At 57.1% G+C, this 18,281-nt stretch carries 22 protein-coding genes; 1 reads left to right on the top strand and 21 read right to left on the bottom strand.

Annotated features, from left to right (window positions below):
- Positions 1–4: 4 nt before the first annotated feature.
- From H8710_RS06180 to H8710_RS06225, 11 genes are all read right to left on the bottom strand, one after another.
- Entirely contained in the window at positions 5–2,311 is a 2,307-nt protein-coding gene (locus H8710_RS06180; RefSeq protein WP_249294545.1) for a hypothetical protein, read from the bottom strand.
- 4 nt (positions 2,312–2,315) lie between these two features.
- Positions 2,316–3,278: a hypothetical protein gene (locus H8710_RS06185; RefSeq protein WP_249294546.1), complete on the bottom strand. Its 963-nt coding sequence runs from the start codon at positions 3,276–3,278 to the stop codon at positions 2,316–2,318.
- A gap of 64 nt (positions 3,279–3,342) precedes the next feature.
- Complete coding sequence (locus H8710_RS13335; RefSeq protein ID WP_283242771.1) at positions 3,343–3,474, bottom strand: hypothetical protein; 132 nt, start codon at positions 3,472–3,474, stop codon at positions 3,343–3,345.
- A 54-nt stretch (positions 3,475–3,528) separates the two neighbouring features.
- Complete coding sequence (locus tag H8710_RS06190; RefSeq protein WP_249294548.1) at positions 3,529–3,828, bottom strand: hypothetical protein; 300 nt, start codon at positions 3,826–3,828, stop codon at positions 3,529–3,531.
- A gap of 70 nt (positions 3,829–3,898) precedes the next feature.
- On the bottom strand, positions 3,899–5,089 hold the full coding sequence (locus tag H8710_RS06195) for a hypothetical protein (protein WP_249294550.1): 1,191 nt from the start codon (positions 5,087–5,089) through the stop codon (positions 3,899–3,901).
- Positions 5,089–5,640 (bottom strand): putative phage tail protein, encoded by a 552-nt coding sequence (locus tag H8710_RS06200; RefSeq protein WP_249294552.1) that lies wholly within the window; start codon positions 5,638–5,640, stop codon positions 5,089–5,091. The genes H8710_RS06195 and H8710_RS06200 overlap by 1 nt, the downstream gene beginning before the upstream one ends.
- The gene (locus tag H8710_RS06205) at positions 5,633–6,688 is read right to left on the bottom strand and encodes a baseplate J/gp47 family protein (RefSeq protein WP_249294553.1); all 1,056 of its coding nucleotides are present in this window, start codon (positions 6,686–6,688) and stop codon (positions 5,633–5,635) included. The genes H8710_RS06200 and H8710_RS06205 overlap by 8 nt, the downstream gene beginning before the upstream one ends.
- Complete coding sequence (locus H8710_RS06210) at positions 6,681–7,088, bottom strand: DUF2634 domain-containing protein (RefSeq protein WP_249294554.1); 408 nt, start codon at positions 7,086–7,088, stop codon at positions 6,681–6,683. The genes H8710_RS06205 and H8710_RS06210 overlap by 8 nt, the downstream gene beginning before the upstream one ends.
- A 242-nt stretch (positions 7,089–7,330) precedes the next feature.
- Positions 7,331–7,750, bottom strand: coding sequence for a DUF2577 family protein (locus tag H8710_RS06215; RefSeq protein ID WP_249294556.1), 420 nt, complete (start codon positions 7,748–7,750; stop codon positions 7,331–7,333).
- On the bottom strand, positions 7,743–8,705 hold the full coding sequence (locus H8710_RS06220; protein WP_249294558.1) for an XkdQ/YqbQ family protein: 963 nt from the start codon (positions 8,703–8,705) through the stop codon (positions 7,743–7,745). The genes H8710_RS06215 and H8710_RS06220 overlap by 8 nt, the downstream gene beginning before the upstream one ends.
- Entirely contained in the window at positions 8,698–9,345 is a 648-nt protein-coding gene (locus H8710_RS06225; RefSeq protein ID WP_249294559.1) for a LysM peptidoglycan-binding domain-containing protein, read from the bottom strand. Before H8710_RS06225 ends, H8710_RS06220 begins: the two co-directional genes overlap by 8 nt.
- A 298-nt stretch (positions 9,346–9,643) precedes the next feature.
- On the opposite strand from H8710_RS06225, the gene H8710_RS06230 reads away from it, so the two are divergent.
- Positions 9,644–9,874: a ribbon-helix-helix domain-containing protein gene (locus tag H8710_RS06230; RefSeq protein WP_249294561.1), complete on the top strand. Its 231-nt coding sequence runs from the start codon at positions 9,644–9,646 to the stop codon at positions 9,872–9,874.
- 239 nt (positions 9,875–10,113) lie between these two features.
- Here H8710_RS06230 and H8710_RS06235 read toward each other — a convergent pair whose 3' ends face one another.
- From H8710_RS06235 to H8710_RS06280, 10 genes are all read right to left on the bottom strand, one after another.
- Positions 10,114–10,437, bottom strand: a complete 324-nt coding sequence (locus H8710_RS06235; protein WP_249294563.1) for a barstar family protein — start codon at positions 10,435–10,437, stop codon at positions 10,114–10,116.
- A gap of 25 nt (positions 10,438–10,462) precedes the next feature.
- Entirely contained in the window at positions 10,463–10,969 is a 507-nt protein-coding gene (locus tag H8710_RS06240) for a ribonuclease domain-containing protein (protein WP_249294565.1), read from the bottom strand.
- A 47-nt stretch (positions 10,970–11,016) separates the two neighbouring features.
- Positions 11,017–11,721, bottom strand: coding sequence for a hypothetical protein (locus tag H8710_RS06245; RefSeq protein ID WP_249294566.1), 705 nt, complete (start codon positions 11,719–11,721; stop codon positions 11,017–11,019).
- 292 nt (positions 11,722–12,013) lie between these two features.
- Positions 12,014–12,442, bottom strand: coding sequence for a phage tail assembly chaperone (locus tag H8710_RS06250; protein ID WP_249294567.1), 429 nt, complete (start codon positions 12,440–12,442; stop codon positions 12,014–12,016).
- Positions 12,443–12,595: 153 nt separating this feature from the next.
- A complete protein-coding gene (locus H8710_RS06255; RefSeq protein WP_249294568.1) occupies positions 12,596–13,060 on the bottom strand; it encodes a phage tail tube protein in 465 nt (154 codons plus the stop codon).
- A 293-nt stretch (positions 13,061–13,353) separates the two neighbouring features.
- Positions 13,354–14,655, bottom strand: a complete 1,302-nt coding sequence (locus H8710_RS06260; protein WP_249294570.1) for a phage tail sheath family protein — start codon at positions 14,653–14,655, stop codon at positions 13,354–13,356.
- Between the two features lie 802 nt (positions 14,656–15,457).
- Positions 15,458–15,895 (bottom strand): phage tail terminator family protein, encoded by a 438-nt coding sequence (locus H8710_RS06265; protein WP_249294571.1) that lies wholly within the window; start codon positions 15,893–15,895, stop codon positions 15,458–15,460.
- Positions 15,896–16,078: 183 nt separating this feature from the next.
- Entirely contained in the window at positions 16,079–16,441 is a 363-nt protein-coding gene (locus tag H8710_RS06270) for a hypothetical protein (protein ID WP_249294573.1), read from the bottom strand.
- A 52-nt stretch (positions 16,442–16,493) separates the two neighbouring features.
- Positions 16,494–16,799 carry a head-tail connector protein gene (locus H8710_RS06275; protein ID WP_249294574.1) on the bottom strand — a complete coding sequence of 102 codons (306 nt, stop codon included), beginning with the start codon at positions 16,797–16,799 and terminating at the stop codon, positions 16,494–16,496.
- Between the two features lie 167 nt (positions 16,800–16,966).
- On the bottom strand, positions 16,967–18,037 hold the full coding sequence (locus H8710_RS06280) for a phage coat protein (protein WP_249294576.1): 1,071 nt from the start codon (positions 18,035–18,037) through the stop codon (positions 16,967–16,969).
- Between the last annotated feature and the right edge of the window lie 244 nt (positions 18,038–18,281).

Consider the following 18,281-nt stretch of genomic DNA (forward strand, 5'->3'; position numbering starts at 1 on the left):
TGAGTTATTCTTTTATCAAATAGGTTATGGTATTTGGGACAGGCATTTCCGCCGGGTTTTCCAGCGTAAGCGTACCGCCGGATTCCACTGCAAACCCTTTTGGAAAATCAGACATGAGGCCGGTAACGTCGGTGATAATGGGTTCTTTTCGCTCATAGTACATGCTTCCGGCATTGGACGGATCAAAGTGATCGTCCGACAGGTTGATCGCTCCGGTGTATGAATTGATTGTAATTTGCCTGTCGTTTGCTCCAACAACGCTCCATCCGCCGTTCCCTGCGTTTGCGTATCGGCCGGCGATAAAGTTTTCTGAAACTTTGATGTCCGGGGGGAGGTCGTCTGCAGCAACATAGTAAACCTTGTGGGGGTAATCGCCGTTAGCGCTTTGCCATTTCAGCCCGGTTAACACAAGCGCATCTACGCGCTGAACGTACCGCCATCCCGTATCGGTCCGCTCTATGCTGTTGTATACGCTTCCGGCGGACCATCCATATCCTGTGAGCGCCCGCACTGCGCCGGGAATTTTTCCCATGACGTTTCCGTTGCATTTGACGCTCTCCACTTCCGCGCTCACCAGCCCGCCGTCAACAGCTCCGGTGCGTCCTCCTATCATTTCCACCGACGCGTGATCGGCGCCGTCCGGTACGGCTTTTGCATATGACTCATCGCTGTCGGTGATTTTTCTGACTCGTGTATTCATCCGCTTCAGATCCGCCTCTATCATCGGCTTCACGGCGCAGTCGGTGTAGATGTGGGTGTAATAGGGGCAGGTGCTTAGTTCTCCCAGCTCGATTCGCTCGGTTGTAGGCTCTTCCAGCGGATACCATACCGTGAGAGGGGTTCCGGCGTCCGCCTGGGCCTGGAGCCACGCCATCGCCTCGGTGTTGTCCGGTATTTCGCTGTTGTCCTGAGACACAAATCCTTTCAGATTGAAAAACAGCACTTGTCCAAATTTCAGACCGCCGTCTGAGAAAAAGCCTTCATCATGGTTAAACTCCGGCCTATATCTGTAATGACTGCACATTTTAACGCCCGGTCCTTCTGCTGGAACGTCGGTGTAATAGATATAACTTCCCGCTGTCCGGTCATTGCGCACCAGCCTGCTAATCTGTTCTTCCCCCACTTCCCGTCGCAGGTCGTACCACCCCGGCATCCCCTCCACAGCGGTGAGGCTGTCCCGGGCTGAAAATCCGCCGTTTCCGTCGGGGATGGCCCGGAGGATGGGGAGTTCGATGGAGACGGGAGGACGGTAGGGCTGATGCTCAGGAAGATTGTCCACTGTATAAGTTCCAAGCAGGATAGAAACTTTTGCTTTAAATATTCCGGTCACTGTTTTAGGGGTGTTCAGCCAAATGGAGCCCGATGTCACACTATCAAAACTGCTCCATGTTTTTACATTGACTGCTGCTCTTCCAATCATCCCAATAGGAATTACGTATCTCATTTCATTAAAATAAAATCTATTGTCAGAAATTAGAACCATTTCGTCTGTAAAAGTGTTTTCAAGAATATCCAGTACAATGGTATATTCGGTATCTTCCTTTGGCGTCCAGTATTCTTTTCTCAGAATCCGGTCGTACACCTGGTCTGCGAATGTAAATACATCTCCGTCCCTTGTACTGCTGGTAAATACCGCCGTATCCGGCAGCAGGTTTAAGCCCTCGCTGTTGAGCGCTCCGTTGCTGAAAGTTGGAGTCTGCGGATAGCCTGGGTTTGGTGCGGCCATTCCTCCTACATACGGCTCATACTCAGTAGCGGTGGAGCCTTCTTCAAGCTGAAACCGCACCAAAAGATCTTCTACTGTCACGCCGGAATTGAAATAAAAGTAGACACCGATACTCGTTTCATCACCTGTCACAGTGTATGTGCGGCTATATAATGTTCCGGTGCTTTTATCAATTTCCATCGTCGGTACTGCCCGTTGGTCGTTTGTACTGACGATGTAGGTCTTCCCGGCTTCCAGAATCTCCTTCATTTTATAGGGAATTGTATAGGACTGGGCAGTTGCCACACCGTTTGCCAGAATCCCATCGGCTGTTTTTTCATAGGTAATGCCTTTATATTCCCTTGTCTCCCCCGGAAAGCAGTTGCTCATGTCAAAAAGATTTTTCCCGGTATACGTCTGCTGTTTTCCGTTTCCCTTTATTGCAGGAGCCAAAGTATCGTTATACGTATCTTCTACAGTGATATCCGCCCCCGACACCGTCTGCACCTCGTACCCGGTGAGTTTTTCGCCGCCCTTATAAAATTCAGCCGGGTGGTAATCGCCCTTGAACAAGGTCTTTTTCGTCTCGCCCATGTAAATCGGCATTTCCTCACCCCACTAAGTAATAGGTATCCGGGTTTTTGACGGCGGTCTGAAACTCCTCCGCCGCCATCTCCACCAGGCGGTGGCTGTTGATCATCGAGGCGTTTACCGCGTTGTCCGCCGTGTTTGCGTGGCCGGCACTGGATGCGTAATCGGTGGGGCTCGCCAAGTAAACCCAGCCGGTATCTTTATAGATGTAGCTCTTGTTTTCATCGGTGCGGATGCAGATGTCGCCGTTCTGGGCCGTGAAAGTGTTCATCTCCGCCGCCGTGGAAGCGGTATAGACCTCGGTGGTGGCGATAGCGGGAATCTGTTCCGGCGGTATTTTGCCCCCCACCAGCGTCGCCACGTCGGTTCCCAGCATGGCCAAAAAGTCCAACAGGTTCTGACTGGAAGAATCCTCGCTTTCCTTTGCGTTTATCTCCGAAGTTTTGGCCTTTGCCGCCGCAGCGGTGGCCTCGGCGGCCTTTTGCGCTGCGGTGGCCGCGTCCTGCCGGACAAGGGGCTGGTTTTTCTCCGCCTCATCGGCGTACTGTTTGACAAAATCCGCGGTGGCGCTCAACTTCGACATGCTGTTTCCAAACACGCCCAGCATCTGCGAATATATATCCATGGTGGGGACAACGTTTCCGGTGTAGCAGCCCTCGTGGAAGAACACCTGGCAAAGGGTGGTGGGGACGATCACATTGCCGTCCCGGGTGCCCACCGCGCCGATTTTTAGGTACTCCCCGGAGGAAGCCGCCTCCGAAGGCACCATACAGCGGTCGTTTATCAGTATCACAGGAATGGTCTCGACGATTTCTCCGTTTTCCCGGACTGACTGAAAAACCGCGCTTTTTGTGAGCCCGTCCCACTCCTTGTCAAAGGAAAAGACGCATTCGATACTGTTTGCGCCTCCGCCCACCAGTTCTGTTTCGACGGTGCAGGTCAGTCTCCGCTTCTCGACGGAAATGCTGATCTCGTTTGCCATCCTTTATCATTCCTTTCTCAAACCGGGGAAGCCGATTTTGAGTCCTTCCCCGGAATTTCTTCTCTTATGCCTGCTGGGGCTCGGAGGCGATTTTTTGGGCCTCTTTTTCGGTGATGAAGCCTTTTGCCGCAAAGGCTTCCACATCGGCTGCGGCGATTTTTCCCATCTGCCAGCAATTCAGGATAAAATTATACATGTTGTCTCTCCTTTCTCAGGTTCTGAAAGAACTTGCCGCCTGAGCGGATTCTTTCTATTGCATCATCAGGGCCAGTACCGCATCCTCGGTAGCGGAAACCCTATTTTCCAGCTGGTCTACCCTAGCTCCGGGTGCGGCTGGATTTTCTTTGAACTCGCCGTTTGAGAAAATCATCCCCTCAACGACGGCAGCGCTCTCTGGAATCTCCTGATAGCGCCCAACGAACTCCGGGTGGACGATATCCTCGATGGAAAGCTCGCCTGTCTTTTTGTCTGCGCGATGTACACAGGAACAGCGGGTCTCGATGCTGAGCACCTGTCCGCCGTAGTCGATAAATGCATATTTTTTCGCCATATTTTTATTCTTCCTTTCCAAATTATAGAGGAACCTGTCGGCTCAACAGCCTTTTCGTGAACCTCTTTCCTCAATCAAGCAACAACTCGACGATGACCGCCGCCTGTCCGCCTGGCGCGCCGCTTCCGTACTCCGGCAGATAGGATATAGAGGTGGACCCGCCCAAAACAGCGCTGTAGCAGCGGTAGGCCCCGCCTCCGCCGCCGGTCCCATAGGGAAACGCCCCGGACGGGGACGGCTTGACCGAAGTCCTTCCGCCCATGAAGGAGGTTACATCCCCGCCTTTTCCGCCTTCGCGGGAGAGGAACCTGCTGCCGGACGCGGCGTAAGCTCCGCCGCTGCCGCCCTGGGCGGTTCCGGTGTCGATGATTACCTGGTTGGTTCCGGCGGTGGCTGCGGTGGCGGAAAATGTGGTGCTTCCCGTTCCGGCACAGCTTCCCGCTGTTCCCGGCACCGCCTCATAATCGTTGCCGCTGCCCTGAACAGTACCGGCGCTTCCCGCCGTGGCGGACAAAAGGCTGCCGAAGGAGGCGCCTGCGTTTGCCGTAATAGCGGTGGAAGTTCCCTTTTTCAACGTGACGGTAATTTGGCCCGCACCTCCGGCGCCTCCTCCCGCTCCGTTGACGCCGTACTGCTGATAAATGCCCGTTCCGGCTCTTTGGGCCCCGGAGCCGGCCCCGCCTTTAGCGATGCAGGTCACCCGGTATTTTCCGGTCATAGGGGCGGTGAAAGTTCCATCTTCGGTATAGCAGGCCACCATGATGTAAGATTCGGCCGAAAGGGTCAGCTTCCTTCCGGCCTGCTTAAAATTTATGGTTTTGCTTGTCTGGTCCAGCACCGCCGGGACGACGGCCCCTGATACAAACGCCTTGTCCGGCAGTTCCTCCCCGTCGCTTGTAGCTACGGCATAGGTCGTGTTGTCCATCTTGAAGGAATCACCCGCCGCGTAATCCGCGTTTGCGGGCACCTTGAACAGGCAGGACGCAAGGCCGGACACGGGAAGCGACACATTTTTGTCCGGATTTCCCAAAGTATACACCTTTCCCGATTTGGTGCAGGTGAGGGTAAAGGTTACTTTCGGTTCCATGTTGCCGGTCCTGGATGCCGCACCCATACCTATTTCCAAAGCGTTTTGAGCCGCGTTTGCGTTGGCCTTCAACTGGGCATCGACAATGTCCGCGTTCCCGTTGAAGTCGGCAATGTTGTAAAAATCGCTGGTAGCTGGCTTTTTCAGCCCGTAATTCGTTGTGTTAGTCGCCATTATGCCAAATCTCCTCCTTCTCGGATGTACTGGTGGGTATAAAACGCCAAATCTTCATGTCCCCACTCAGTCAATTCGCCGTATCGGCGGTACTGCACCAAAACCTCGATGATAAGGTTCGCCGGCAGCATTTTTTGGAGCAGCTCCGTCACCGCGTCAAATTCATTTTGCGCCGCCAGGGCCAGCAGCACCGTCACCTTGTAGTTTGCGTGATCGACGGTGAGCTCATAGCCCCCTGCGCCGCAGAGGTGATCCAGCTGTTCTCTGAGCACCCAGACCGTGAAGGGCAGCCGCCCGCTCACAGCCGACTGGATGCGGAATTTCCGCTGCGGCAGCGTGTCTGTGTCCTTGTGTCCCAGCAGCATCATCTTCTCCCAGCGGGAAACGCCGTTTTCGGTGGCCGATTCGATGAACTGGTCGTTCATCAAGTCCTCCGCCCCCTGCCACAGCAGGTTCAGCTCGCTGTTTTCCGCTTCGGCAGCCGCCTGCATCTCATAGATTTCGCCGAGAACAGGCGGCAGAGCGCTCAAAACATCCGCTTTTCTAGCCACTTACAGTCCCCCTTTTAGGGAGCCGGTCCCCGGCCAGCAACAGATTGTTGGAGTTGCCGTTGAGAGTGGTCCCGGTCACGTCCAGCACCCCGGGCAGATTGAGTAGCCGCATCTCGATCTGGCTGATGCGGACAACGATTGCCCCGTCGTCGGGCCAGCGGGTGCGGAGTTCCATAAAATACTCGTCGATGGCCTGTTCAGCGCTGGTTTTTACCGCCGCCCAGTTCCAGCCGCTTTGATAGGTGATAGTCGCCGCAATGTTCAGGATGGTCCACTCCGCTCCTTCCACCGTCACCTTGTGGCCGATGGGGGCGATCCCCACCCCCTGTCCGGTTTTTGCCGCCGGGTCCACCGCTTGTTTCACCGCCGACACCAGTTCAGCAGAAGGCACCCCCATGTCGGAATCCTTGATAATGAGCTGCACCGTTCCCGGCCCATAAAAGGTCGAACTCACCTTGACCCCACCCACGCCGTCCAGGGCGGTCACCTTCTGTTTATAGTCCGCCTGGTTGCCGCCGAAGGCGATGCTCGTCAGGCTGTCGAGGTATCGTTTTCGGAACGCCTCGGTGTCCTCCTCGTCCTCGCCGGGCAGAAGCAGCTGGGTGAGCTTTGCGCTCTGGAGCCCCTCGATGTAATCGATGGGAACCAGGTCCCCAAGCCTCTTGTTGCCCGCCTCGCCCGGCGTTTCACACCGGAGCCGGTAGACGCCGGCCCCAATCTTCTCAAAAACCGCGTAATTGAGCTCCTCCAGGGAAAACCGGCTGCCAATCGGTACGTCGATGTTGAACTCCCCCCGCAAGACGGCGTTTGTGGCCGGCTCTGGGCTGAGGCCCCGCTCCGCCGCCCTTCTGATGAGGTACTCCCGGCTGGCGGTGTCGGCGAAAGTTTCGTTGAGCACCACGTCCAGCTCAATATACAGGTTCGCCAGCTCCAGCGCCGCGCCGCAGACGGCGTCGTAAAGGATGGAGCCCTCCCGCTTGTCCACGTTCTGGGGCACGGCGTCAAGCATTCGCCTCACGATCCGCTCAAAAGTCATCTCTTCATACATGAATATCCACTTCCTTTTCTAGTTCCATCTCCCCGAACACGGTGTGGGCCACAAAGGTCACATGGACCTTGCCGCCCTCGGTCTCGAAGGCGAACTGGTCCACCGCCGTCACCCGGTCGTCTTGTAAAAGCGCCTCGGCGATCCGGCGTTTCAGCTCCGGCAGCACGTAGTTCACCGGCTTTCCGAACAGCTCCATCATCTCCACGCCGTAATTCCAGCTGTAAACGGGGTACTGGTACCGCTCGGTGTTGAGAATCAGGTAGATGGCCTGCTTTACGGCCTCGGCGCCGTCCGCGTGGCCCTGAATCCGCCCCCGCTCCCAGCTGAGCGCGTAGGTGCGGGTGGGCTCCGCGGCAAGTTCCGCCGCCGTGTCCGTCAAAGGGGATGTCTGCGGTATCATCAATCATCACGTCCTTTCCGGGCGTATCCGCCCGATTGATCTGTCTTTGCTGTCTCCGGCAAAACGCTTTTCCCGGGAAATACTCAGCCAGTTCGGAAGCCCTCCCCGGGAATCACCCTTCCCCTTGTAGGGGCGGGGCTCTGCTCTGCCCGTCGTTCTCGAGCTTGTTTTATTACCGGATATACGCACACCCTGTCATAATATCCTTAAAAAACTCCGAATGGCGTTTTGCGGGAATGAAGCTATGCTTCATTCCGTATCCGGTCGAGAACGAGGAACTTCTGCCCCCCCTGCATCCGCAAAAGAATCACCTTTTCCCCGGCCTTCAGGCCGTTGTGGACGGTGACTTGTTTCTTCCCCAGCACCTGGTGGCTGTGGGCGGAATTAAAAGACCCCTCGCCCACCGTCGCCCCCACGCAGGGATGGTCGTGGGCAGTATTGAAAATAGTGGGCTCGGTGCGGTGGTCAAAGGTCATCTCTACCGTATAATCCGCCACATTGGAGGTGAGCACCAACATTTCGGCGCCGAGGGTGAGCCGCTGCTCCACATTTACCCGTAAAGGTGTTATGCTTGTCACCGTGCCGAACAGCACGCCTGCGGGCTTTTCACCCTCCACCGCGTCCACCGCCGCCCGTTTGATGAGGTTTACAAGATCAGCCACCGAAACCGCCCCCTTCCAAAGTAAGGTCCATCCGGTGCTCTCCGTTGGAGAAGCTGTGCTTTACGTTTTGCACCGTCATTTGCCGGTCCACCCGCTCGTTTTTCAGGTCCAGGCGCACCCAAAGGCTGCTTCCCGCCCGCACCCGCACGTCCCCCGCCGCTTTCCGGAGGCTCAGGGACTTCATTTTTTTGTTATGCTCTTTAAGGAGCGTCTGGGCCTTCTGATTGCCGTCCTCGTCGCCGCTCACGTGGCTGAAGCTCTGCAAAACGCCCCAGGTTTTCTGGGTCTCAGCGTCCTCCCTGACGAAAATCTGCCGCAGCTTCTTCCGCCCGTCCTCGTGAAGGAGCTTCACTTTGTTATAGGTCCCCCGGTCGATGGAGCTCTCGTAGGAAAACCCCTCCGCCGCGGTCTCGTCGATGAGGAGCGGGAGCTCCAGCTCGGCTGCCGCCGCCAAACGGAGCTTGCCGAAATCGTCGTAGAGCACGAATTCCTTCCCAGTGTTTTCGTAGGTCAGGTCCAGCGCCGTCTCGATGATGTCAAACAGCGTTTTCCCGTCCTCCACCCGGTAGGGAATCCGGTAGCCCGTGGCCGCGACCGCCCCTGTTTTCAGGGAAAAGTCGTCGGCGATCATCTGGACCAGCTCCCCCGCCGCCTTGTTCTGGTAGATGTAGTTGTCCTTGTTTTTTAAGTACCGGAGCTGGTCGTAAGCAGTGATACTGAGCCGCCCGTCGGCTCCGCTCCGGCTCAAAGTGAACACAAAGCCGTAAAACAGCCCCCTGCCGTCAACGGAAAAGGTGACCGCGTCCCCTTCCTCCACGGGAAGCCCCCCGTCCAGCACGGTGAACTGAAGCTTCCCCGGTGCGCCTTTTCGGGAGGTCTCCCACTTGACGCCGCCCTCTGCCGGCGGCTCGTAGGTTCTGCCCCCGTGGGTGATGCGCAGCAGATACTCAGCCAAGTCGGATCACCTGCCCCGGATAGATGAGATTGGGGTTTTTGATGCCGTTTAATTTGGCGATCTCCCAGCATTTGTCCCCCCGGCCCAGCTGCGCCTTGCAGATATTGTAGAGGCAGTCGCCCTTTTTGACGACGTAGCTCTTTACAGGGGCCTTATTCTCTCGGGCCCCGCCGGAAGCCGCCCCGCCGGAGCCGTTAGCGCCGCTGGAAATCTCCTTGAGCCCGTAGGCCCGATACTGTTTCAGCCGGACGGACACCGTCACGTCCAGGCCCTCCCCCGCGTCGTCGCTGACGGCGTAATCCTCCAAACTCACTTTTAAATTGGTGTCGTGCAAAAGCCGCCCCTCCGGCGTCACCCGCGACACCAGAAACTGAAAAGGCTTCCTGCCCATTTTCAGCGCCTCTAAGCGGTTTAGGTAATAAGAAGCCGGAATAAACCCCTCCGGGTAGTACCCAAAGGGGTATTTTTTCTGGGGGAGCATGGCCTCGAAGGAAATCTCGGTCAGGCCGGGAGCCTTGAGGATGCTGACTTCCTCCCCGCTCAGGAGGGTGGAGGAACCGTTCCGGTTTTTCATGGAGAGCTTCATTTTGGACGGAGCCACCGGTAGCGGCACCCCGTCGATGTAAAAGATGTAGGCCAAATGGATCCCTGCCTTTCGTCACAAGTCTTTTTGGATGAAAAAAGACGTGCCCGAGGCTCGTCAGCGAGCCGGACACGTCCGCGTGTATGGGTTGCCTCTTTTTTAGGCAATTTTCACAAATATATCTATTTTGAGGGACACGGTGAGCTCACAAAGTGCTCATTTCAATCCATGATGATTTCTATCTGTTAAAATGGTGCTGTCGCCGCTCCATTGCGTCATTTTTTCGTCATTTTTCCACAGGGCGGCAAAATTGTGCTATCATCATGTCAATGACAGTCAACTGAGGAGTGATAGAATGTCTGACAGCAGCCCCAACCCGCTGAAAATAAGAGTGCGAGGTGAAGACGGATTCCGCGTAACCACCATCCGGATTTCGGAAGAGCTGCTCCGGTGTCTGGATAAGCTATCCGCTAAAACCCGTCACTCCCGCAATGAACTGATTAACATCATGCTGGAATACGCCGTCGGGAACATCGTGATTGAGCAAACGTCAAAGAGGCCGGGAGAGGAAAGTAAACCGTTTTGACGAGAGCAAAATCTGTAGGGGCGCGTATCGCGCGCCCGCCCTCACCCCTCCGCCTTTCAATGAACTGCGGGCGGCCATTGACCGCCCCTACATCCCTCTGAGCCTCCCCGGGAAATATTGGGGAAATAAAACCGCCCTTTTCGGGAAATACTCCGGAAATAATCGGGAAATATGCGGGAAATAACCTGCCGCCACGCAAAAGGAGGACAGGCTCATCGCCCGTCCTCCCTGTTATTTTCTCAGGAAATCACCGTAAACGTCACGTTGGGGGTGTCCTCGTGCACGTCGTCGAAAACTTGCAGCATTTTGACGCACTCTTGCTGCAATTCCTTCGGCATCGTCCCATATCCCCGGATTTCCACCTTCTGTTTCTCGTCAAACAAGTATCGCAGACAGTCCCACAGTGCATCCCAGTTCTCCCCGTAGTAATCTGGAAGCCCAAACTTTTCCTTCAGGATCTGGTGCACCACGCCCAGGTATTTGCACCCGGTAAAGTCCAGCACAATCGGGTTGTCGTGGATCGGCTTGAAGGCGCACGCCGCCTGTTCCTCATAAATTCCCATCTGGGTTCCTCCTTCTGATCGGACGTCAAACGATTTCCTGAAAGGTTTCGTAATGGTCATAGGTCACAAACATCAACCCATCGCTGGAAAACAGAAGCCGTGACCGATTCCGGTGCCCCCATTTATAATTGATGTCCGCCTCATACCAAACTCGGCCCGGCCCATCGGGCAGATGGCCGTTGCTGTTTCGGTACACGCCGCCGAAGATCATCTTCCCCGGCGCAACCTCATCCAGATTTCCTGCTTTTGGAACCCAACCTAATTTCTTTGCTTCCTGCCCTGTTATGTAGTAATCCGGCAGCGTCCCCTTGTACTTGAGCCACCAGTCTGCCCCGTCCGTTCCGTTTTTGGTCGCTTCCCCGGCCGCCACTGCCCTGATAAATTCGATCTGGCACTCACAGTGGGGATGCAGCGGAGGCCTCATTTTCGGCGGTTCGCTCACCGGGTAGACTTTCCCGTGCAGATTTCTGCACATCATGCAGGTGGTTGGCCCCAAATAAGCCTTCCACTGCAAGTAGCGCTGACTTTTCATCCCTATTCTATCATCCTTTTGATCTCTTTTCAACAAAAGGGTTCATCTTACCAATGCACCCCTTCTGCCGCCGACTGCAGGCCTTCCGCCACCTTGTCGGTGAGATAGGAAACCACCCGGTCCAAATCCAGCTCAGAGCTGACCGAATTGTGGTTCACCATTTCCACCTGAACCACCGCGCCGCCAGCCGCCCCCGAAGAAGCCGCCGCCAACTCCCGGTACCCGCTTCCGTCGCCGGAAACGGCGCCGAGCCCCGCCGCGACCCCAGCCGAAGCCGCCAAAGCGGCGCTCTGTTCACCGGCCGCCAGCATGGGTGAACCACCGCCCGCAACGCCGAAAACCGCCGGATATCGGGCGTTCGCCGCCTGTAAAGCCAGATTGCTTGTCATATTGTTTGCCCAGCGGTTCGTGACCGTTTCGGACCAGCCGCCCGCCTGGAACAAATTGTTCACCGGAGCGTAATTCCCCGCCGCCGTCACCGCCGCCCGCGCCGCTTCGGGAGCCATATGGAGCGCCCTTGCCGCCGGAACCCCGCCCGGCGCTTTGCCCCGCTCCCAAAGGTGCAGCACCGAGGAAACCCATTCCCCCGCCCGTGCCGCCGCTTTGGACAGGCCGCCCACTTGGGACGCCCCTTCCGGAACAGCGCCGGGAATCCAGCCGCCGAACCCGCCGTCCATCTGAAAGGCCCGCAGCGCCGCCGCGCTTCCGTAGGCCGCCACCCGCCGCCTGAGATGATCTGTTATCGTCGCCATCTATCTTCCTCCTTTCCCGCAAACTCATTCTGCCGAAGCCGCCGGCGAAATCCCCGGCCGCCTCCGCGGTACATTCAAAACCCGCCGCCCTCTTGACGGCAAAGGACATTTTTGCGGTCAAATCCCCGCTATCGGCCGCCCCCGGCCTTTTTCTCCTCCTCGGCGTACACCTGGATCGCCGCGATGAGAAACGCCTTCTCGAAAGGGTCGAGGCCCAAAAACTCCGAAGGCCGCATCTGAAACTTGTGGAGGCAATAGTACGCCAGATTCGCGTCGCTGTCGCCCCCCTTGATCAGTTTTTTGCCTGTTCTACCCTTTCGTCCATGGTCACGTCGAAGCCGTTTAAGGCCTGCACCCGGTTCAGGTATTCGGCGTATTCTCCCGGCGTCAGCATGGCTTTTAGAAGGCTGTCCGCCCCCATAACGCCGTAGCTGTCCTGCAATTCCCTGTCATTGAGGTCCGGAAAAACCGTGCATGTCGCCGCCAGCTTGCCCAGGTACAGGTCGGCGTCCACCTCCGCCGCGTACTGCCCCTTTTTGCCGGGCACCGGAGCCCGCCGCAGGCACTCCCGGCGGATTTCCTCGTCCTCCGCCGGCGTGATGCACTTGATTTCCCATAAGAGGGGCTTTTTCTCCCCGTCCAAAAACCGCGCCGACACCGCTGTTTTCTCGTTTTCCACCTTGACCGCGTTCTGTTTCAAAAAGCCGCTCAAACCATCCATTTTTCCTTCCTCCTCTATAAACCGCCCCCCGCGGGACAGACGAGACCGCCCGTTTTGCGGACCCGCTGCCTCCCCGCGCAGGACGAAGAATCTTCTCATCAAAAACAAAACCGCTCCTCCGGGAAAACTCTCCCGGAGGGCGGCTCCCCCGGCCTACATACCGGCCAGGTTTTTAAAAGTCTCCGGCATTTCGAAGTCCTCGAAGGTAAAGTCGATGCTCTCCTGGAGGTAATCGTCGGAGGCGCTGAATTTCGCCAGCACGCCGCCGTTTAAATTGCAGTCCTTCAAAATGACGGTCTGCCTGCCCACCGAGGAAGCCGGGTCCTCGTTGGTCACCTGGATGTCGAAGTAAATGTCCTCGCCAGTTTCCTTGAAGTTGTAAAACAGCTTGCGAAACACCGAGGAGTTGTAATGGAAGGTCGCTTTTCCGCTGCCCTCCCAGCCGGTGGACTTGTTGCCCTGCCCGGGCTTGCCGAGAATCGGCACCTTGGCCTTGGTTTTTTTGAAGTTCGCCTCCAAATTGATGGCCTGCATGAAATTGTAGCGCCGGCCGTCGATGGTCACAAAGCATTCGGCAAGGGACGCTGCCACCGCGTCTTTTGCATTCATGGTACGCATGTAAAATCATTCCTTTCTGGGAATTCAACTGTTTGAGCGGACGTTCCAACCCGTCCGCCCGAATTTCTGGGCAATCGCAGGGACGGCGTTTTCTCCGCCCTTTCTCCGTTTCCGGGGAACCGTAGGCGCTCCGTCCTCCCTCCCTCCGGGAATCCGCAGGGGAGAGGCTCTGCTCCGCCCGGTTCCCTGTTTCCGGAGAACCGCAGGCGCGGGTCAAAATCAAATGCTGCCGCATTCAACTTATTCCCCGCCGTTTCCCTATCTGACAGTAAATCTTTTGGCAGCCACCGTTTTTACTCCACCACGACCGTCATGTAAAGCTGCGCCATGGCGCTGACGGGGGTGATGCGGTCGCTGACCACCACGCTCTTTTTGGTATTGCCCTGCTCCACGACGATGCTGTCGGAGGTAAACTCCTCGATGGCTCTCACGTCGCTAAGCTGCCGATGGTGGCGGACGATGTCGTTCCAGAGGGAAATACGCCCCGCCGCGTCGTTGGGCACCTGGCCCAGGTAGCGCTCGTTGAAGAGCACCGCGATGTCGTTTCCGATCTGGTCGAGGACGCGGATGACCTGATTGTCGGAGAAATCGGCGCTCTTGTCGGCGCTCACCGACACAAATGTGTTCACGTCGCCCAGCACCCGCACTTTGTCGCCCACCTTGTGGAGCATGAATTTGCCCGCCTTGAGGTTTTTAGACAGCTCCGCCTGGGTGTAGCCCGTGTCTACCGAAAACGCCCCGTCGTACACAGCGTTGAGGCAGCTCTTATTGACCGGGCAGCCCGCCTGCAAGCCTGTAACCCAGTAGACGAGGCTCTCTGCCGCCCCGTCTGTGACCGCGTTTTCCACCGAGATGACGCCTTCATAGTCCGCCGCCTTCTGATAGAGAACGGTCTGGAACTTGACGCCCACCTCTTCCCGCATCCGCTTGGTGAACTGGACGAAAAGCTCCTTCACCGCGTCCACATTTGACATGCAGCCCAGCGTGTTAAAGCTCTCGCTCTCGATTTTATCGAGGAATCCCTCGTAATCGGACTGCTGGACGTTCTGGGCGTTGGTGCCGCCTGTCAAAGAGACCCCCGCCGTGGCGCTCAGGGTGGCGTCTTTTTTGAACACGATGTAATCGTTGTCCATAAGGTCCGCCGCCGCCGCGACCGTTTGCTTGTCCGCTTCCGCGCCGTCCAAAACGGTGATTACGTCGAATTTCTGCCCGTCGTCCCCGTTTACACGGATCGCGATTTTAAGGTCGTTGCCTCTCGTGCCGCTGTATTTTGCGGTTCCGTAGGAGCAGGAGGCTTTCGCGCCCCCGTTTAATCTGTAAAAATGTCCGACGCGGATGTTCATAAAGAGGTCGCAAAGCCCCTTCATCCTGTCGTCGGCAGCCCCGTAGCCGAAAATGCTCCGGGCGTTTTTCATAAAGTCCTCGGCATAAACCGTAAAGACCTCTCCCTCAGGGCCCCAGTCAAGCTCCAGCGCCATAGCGGCACTCCCCCTGTCGGAGAGGGCCGCGTCGGCTCTGGAAGCGCTGATAAAATTGATGTACGCCCCCGGCAAAGCCTTGTTCTGAGAGGTAAATGTACCGCCGCCAATGGCCATAATAATTCACCATCCGTCAAAAAATTGACGTTCCTTTCGTAAAATAAATCCGCCTTATCAGGCTCGCGCCTTCAGGACGGCTCCGCTCTCTTGCGGGCGCTGTTTGAACGAAACCATGTAGGGGCACGCATCGCACACCCGTGGCCAAGCCAATCGCCCGCTGCATTCTGCCACGACACCGATCCGACCCGCGCGTATCCCGCGCCCACGGGCGGCCAATGGCCGCCCCTACGGTTTTGTTCTTATCTCAACGCCCCGCTAAACGGCAATTTTTAAGCCCGAAAAAAGCCTTCTGTCTTTTTTCGGGCAGCAACCTGCGCGTCCAAAGGTTTTCCATTCCCCGGACGGCAATTTTATTCCGCTCAAGAAGTCTCGCCTCCCCAAACGGCCCGTTTCCGCGTCTCTGAAGGCTCCTGCCTCCCAATACGGCTCATCCCCGCCGTTCACAAAAGTCGTTCGACCCCGAACGGCAGCTTCTACGTGCCGCAGAAGAGCTAGCCTCCCCAAACGGCCGTTTCTGCTCCCACAAAAGGCCCCTGCCTCCCCGAAACGCCAAACGCCCGCCGCCCGAAAAAGCGTTCTCCTTTTCAAACGCAAATTTCCAAGCCCCAAAGGGATTTCTTCCCGAACAGCTGGCCTGCGTGCCTCCGAAAAGCTTCCGCCTCCCCGGCGCCCGCCCCCTTTAACACCGCCCCGGGCAAAGCCATCGGCCTCTCTGGGTAAATTTCTCCGCGCTCCGGCCAAAACCGCTTTTCCGGCCTCCAAATGGAATCCGTCCAGGCCGCTTTCTCCTGGAACCCGCTCACACCCCTTCCCGCAGCGTCAGGTCGCCCATGAGCACCGGGTTTTCGTCGGGGAGTTTTGTGACAAACCCGCCGTACTGGCCCGAAAACCGCAGGACTTCTCCGGCGTTCTGGGCCCGCAGGGAGGTTCCCCGCATAACAGAGCCGTCCTCCAGCGCAAGGGTTTCCATGACGCAGAACAGCTCCTCGGCAACTTGCGCCATCTCAGCGTTGCGCTTTACGGGGATTTTCTCCTCGCTGGGAAAGTAAGTGACGCTCAAAGGCGTCGTCCGCCGGTAGCGGTTGCCCACCACCCGCTTTTCCGAGAGGTCTCCCCCCTCGATGAAAAAACAGGGCCGCTTGAGGTTTTGCCGCACCATTTCGGTGTAGATGGCCGTTTCCGGCCCGAAAGCCCTGGCAATGGCCGTTGCCGCCCCTTTGATCAGTTCTTGTAACATATCTTTTCCGTCCTTTGCTGTTCGCTCCGCCTGTTTTTCGGAACGCCCCAGGGGCAGGATGAATCCCTGGGCCCCAGGCACCGCAGAGACGGGCATCACCCGCCCGCAAATTCCCGGAACGTCCCCGCGTAAGGGCGGGTCAAAATCAAATGCCGTCGCATTCGCCCCCGCGCACCGCCCCTTTTACGCGTAATCCTCCCGCACCACCAAGATCTCCTGGTGGGTGGGATACCGCACCGGCTCGCCGCAGGTGACGTAGCGGACGGTTTTGCCGTACTGGGTCACCACTAAACTGCATCCCGCCGGGATACTGAGCTTTGGGGAGGCAAACACCTTGGTCTCGTAGTTAAGCGCCGCCGCCTGCCCTTGCTTGACCGGCTGGTTGCCGTACCGCGCGCCGGAACGGGAGCGGCTCACAGCGCAGGGAAACCGCTTGTACAAAAGGTTCTCCTCCTCCTCTTGGATGAGCTTCCCCTCCTTGTACCTACGCTCATATACATCCATCACCCCATCGAAGGTGGAGGCGATGATCTGCTCTTCGTTCATCGAATCTTCCGTTCCTTTCTCCCTGACCCCTGCCACGGGGATATCCCGCCTGCTACCACTTCATCTTTCGAAAGGCGTTGAGCCTTTCGCTATAACCTTGAAGCACATCCTGGGCCCCGTCGCTGTAGGTGACAGAAAAATCGCCCCGGGTGACAGATTTGACCGCTTTGCCGCCGTCCTTCGCCTCCCGGTAGCAGCCCGCCGCCATCTGAGAGGCGAGATGTTCCGCCCCTTTGGGGATTTCCTCCAGATGGCAGTAGCTTTTGATGTACTCCTCGGTCAGTTCGCAGCAAAACAGCAGCAGCGCCTCGTCATACCCATCGGCAAGCAGCAGTTTTGCCTTATCCGCAATGTTCATATCATCAAACCTTTCCTCTCAAGGCCCCACCCGGGGCCGCCGTGTCACACTGGCTCCGCCGCAAGCCCCAAGCGTGAACTCCGGCCACCAGCCGCTGCCGGGGCCAGCCATCCCGCTCACGGTCTCCCCGCCGGGACTGGCGTCTTTGCCGGAACCCGGCCAAAAAATCAACCCTTGGAGATGACTCTGGCGATGGGAATGGCCTTGTGGTTGATGTACTCCTTGCCGGAAGCCTCGTTGGTGTTCACCAGCTCCCAGTTGGCGCCGTTTTGCAGCTCAGCGTCGGTGGGGGACAGAGAAACCATATTTTTCTTGGTGAAATTGATGCCGTAAGGGGCAAAAATCTTTCTCTGTCTGGCGTACAGGGTGGTCTGGCCGCCGTTTGTCTTGGGGTCGCGGTCCATCTCATAGGGGACCTCGACGCCGCAGTTGGTGTACTCGATGGCGCCGTCTCCCAAAACGTAGGTGGTATATTTATTGTGTGCAGGAACAGCAGTATCACCGGAACCGGTGGCCGCCACCTGTTCGACCGGCATACTGTCATCGATGAGCACCAGCTTGCCGTTTAAGGACGCCAGGCACAAATCCCTCTGGATGCCGTTTGCGTCGGTGTATTTCAGGTACTCCATCAGATTGAGGTTCTCAAGATTCGTCGCCACCTCGGAGTGCATGATGACGAGGGAAAACTTCTGCTTGTTGTCACCCGCCGCCTGCTGGATGACTTTGTTGAGGGTGGACGCACCGAACAATCCGTCGCCTACCGCCGTCACGTCGTAGGTGTGGCTGTCCACGAATTTTTTGTTCTCGGTGCCGGTCATGGCAAAAATGCCCTTCAGAATCGAGAGAATAGTGTCCTGGTCCACCGCGTCCCAATATTCGGCGATCTGCTGGCCCACGTTGTCCATAAAGTCAGCGCCGCCGGCAATGTCAGCGGAAAAATCGTTCTCCGTCCAGGAATTCTGGCGTCCGACTACCACCCGGTAATGGGAAAAGGTCTTTGTGGTGTTTGTGGGGGTATCGGTCTTGCCGTCGTAGTTGGCGGGAGTGCCGCCGATCTGGCCGAAGAGCGGAGTCGCCGCATAGTTGCCGCCCGCCTGCTCGGAGAAGATGGACGCGATGCGCTGGCGCTCCACGATTGCCTTGGAGCGGATCAGCTCGTTGCGTTTCAGGTTGGGAATGCGGTCGACGTATTTGCCGAACACTTCCGCGTTAAAATTGGTTGCGTTAAAAAGTGCCATATTGGTTCTTCCTTTCTCAAATGAATTGGATGCCGGCTATTTCCCGGCGCCCGTAAAATGTATCGTCAGAGGATTTCCCCCTCACGCCGAATGATGTTGGCCGCCTAAGCAGCCTTGCAGTCCTCCCGGAAAACTATCCCTGCGCCCCGGATAACCTTTTGGAAAACCGCGGGCCGATGCGGGCGTCAGCCGCCCCTGCACCCCCCGTTCTTCCGAAGCCCCGCAGGCGCGGCTATCACCCGCC

Origin of the sequence: Fumia xinanensis, assembly GCF_014384905.1 — a bacterium.
Taxonomy (GTDB): domain Bacteria; phylum Bacillota; class Clostridia; order Oscillospirales; family Ruminococcaceae; genus Fumia; species Fumia xinanensis.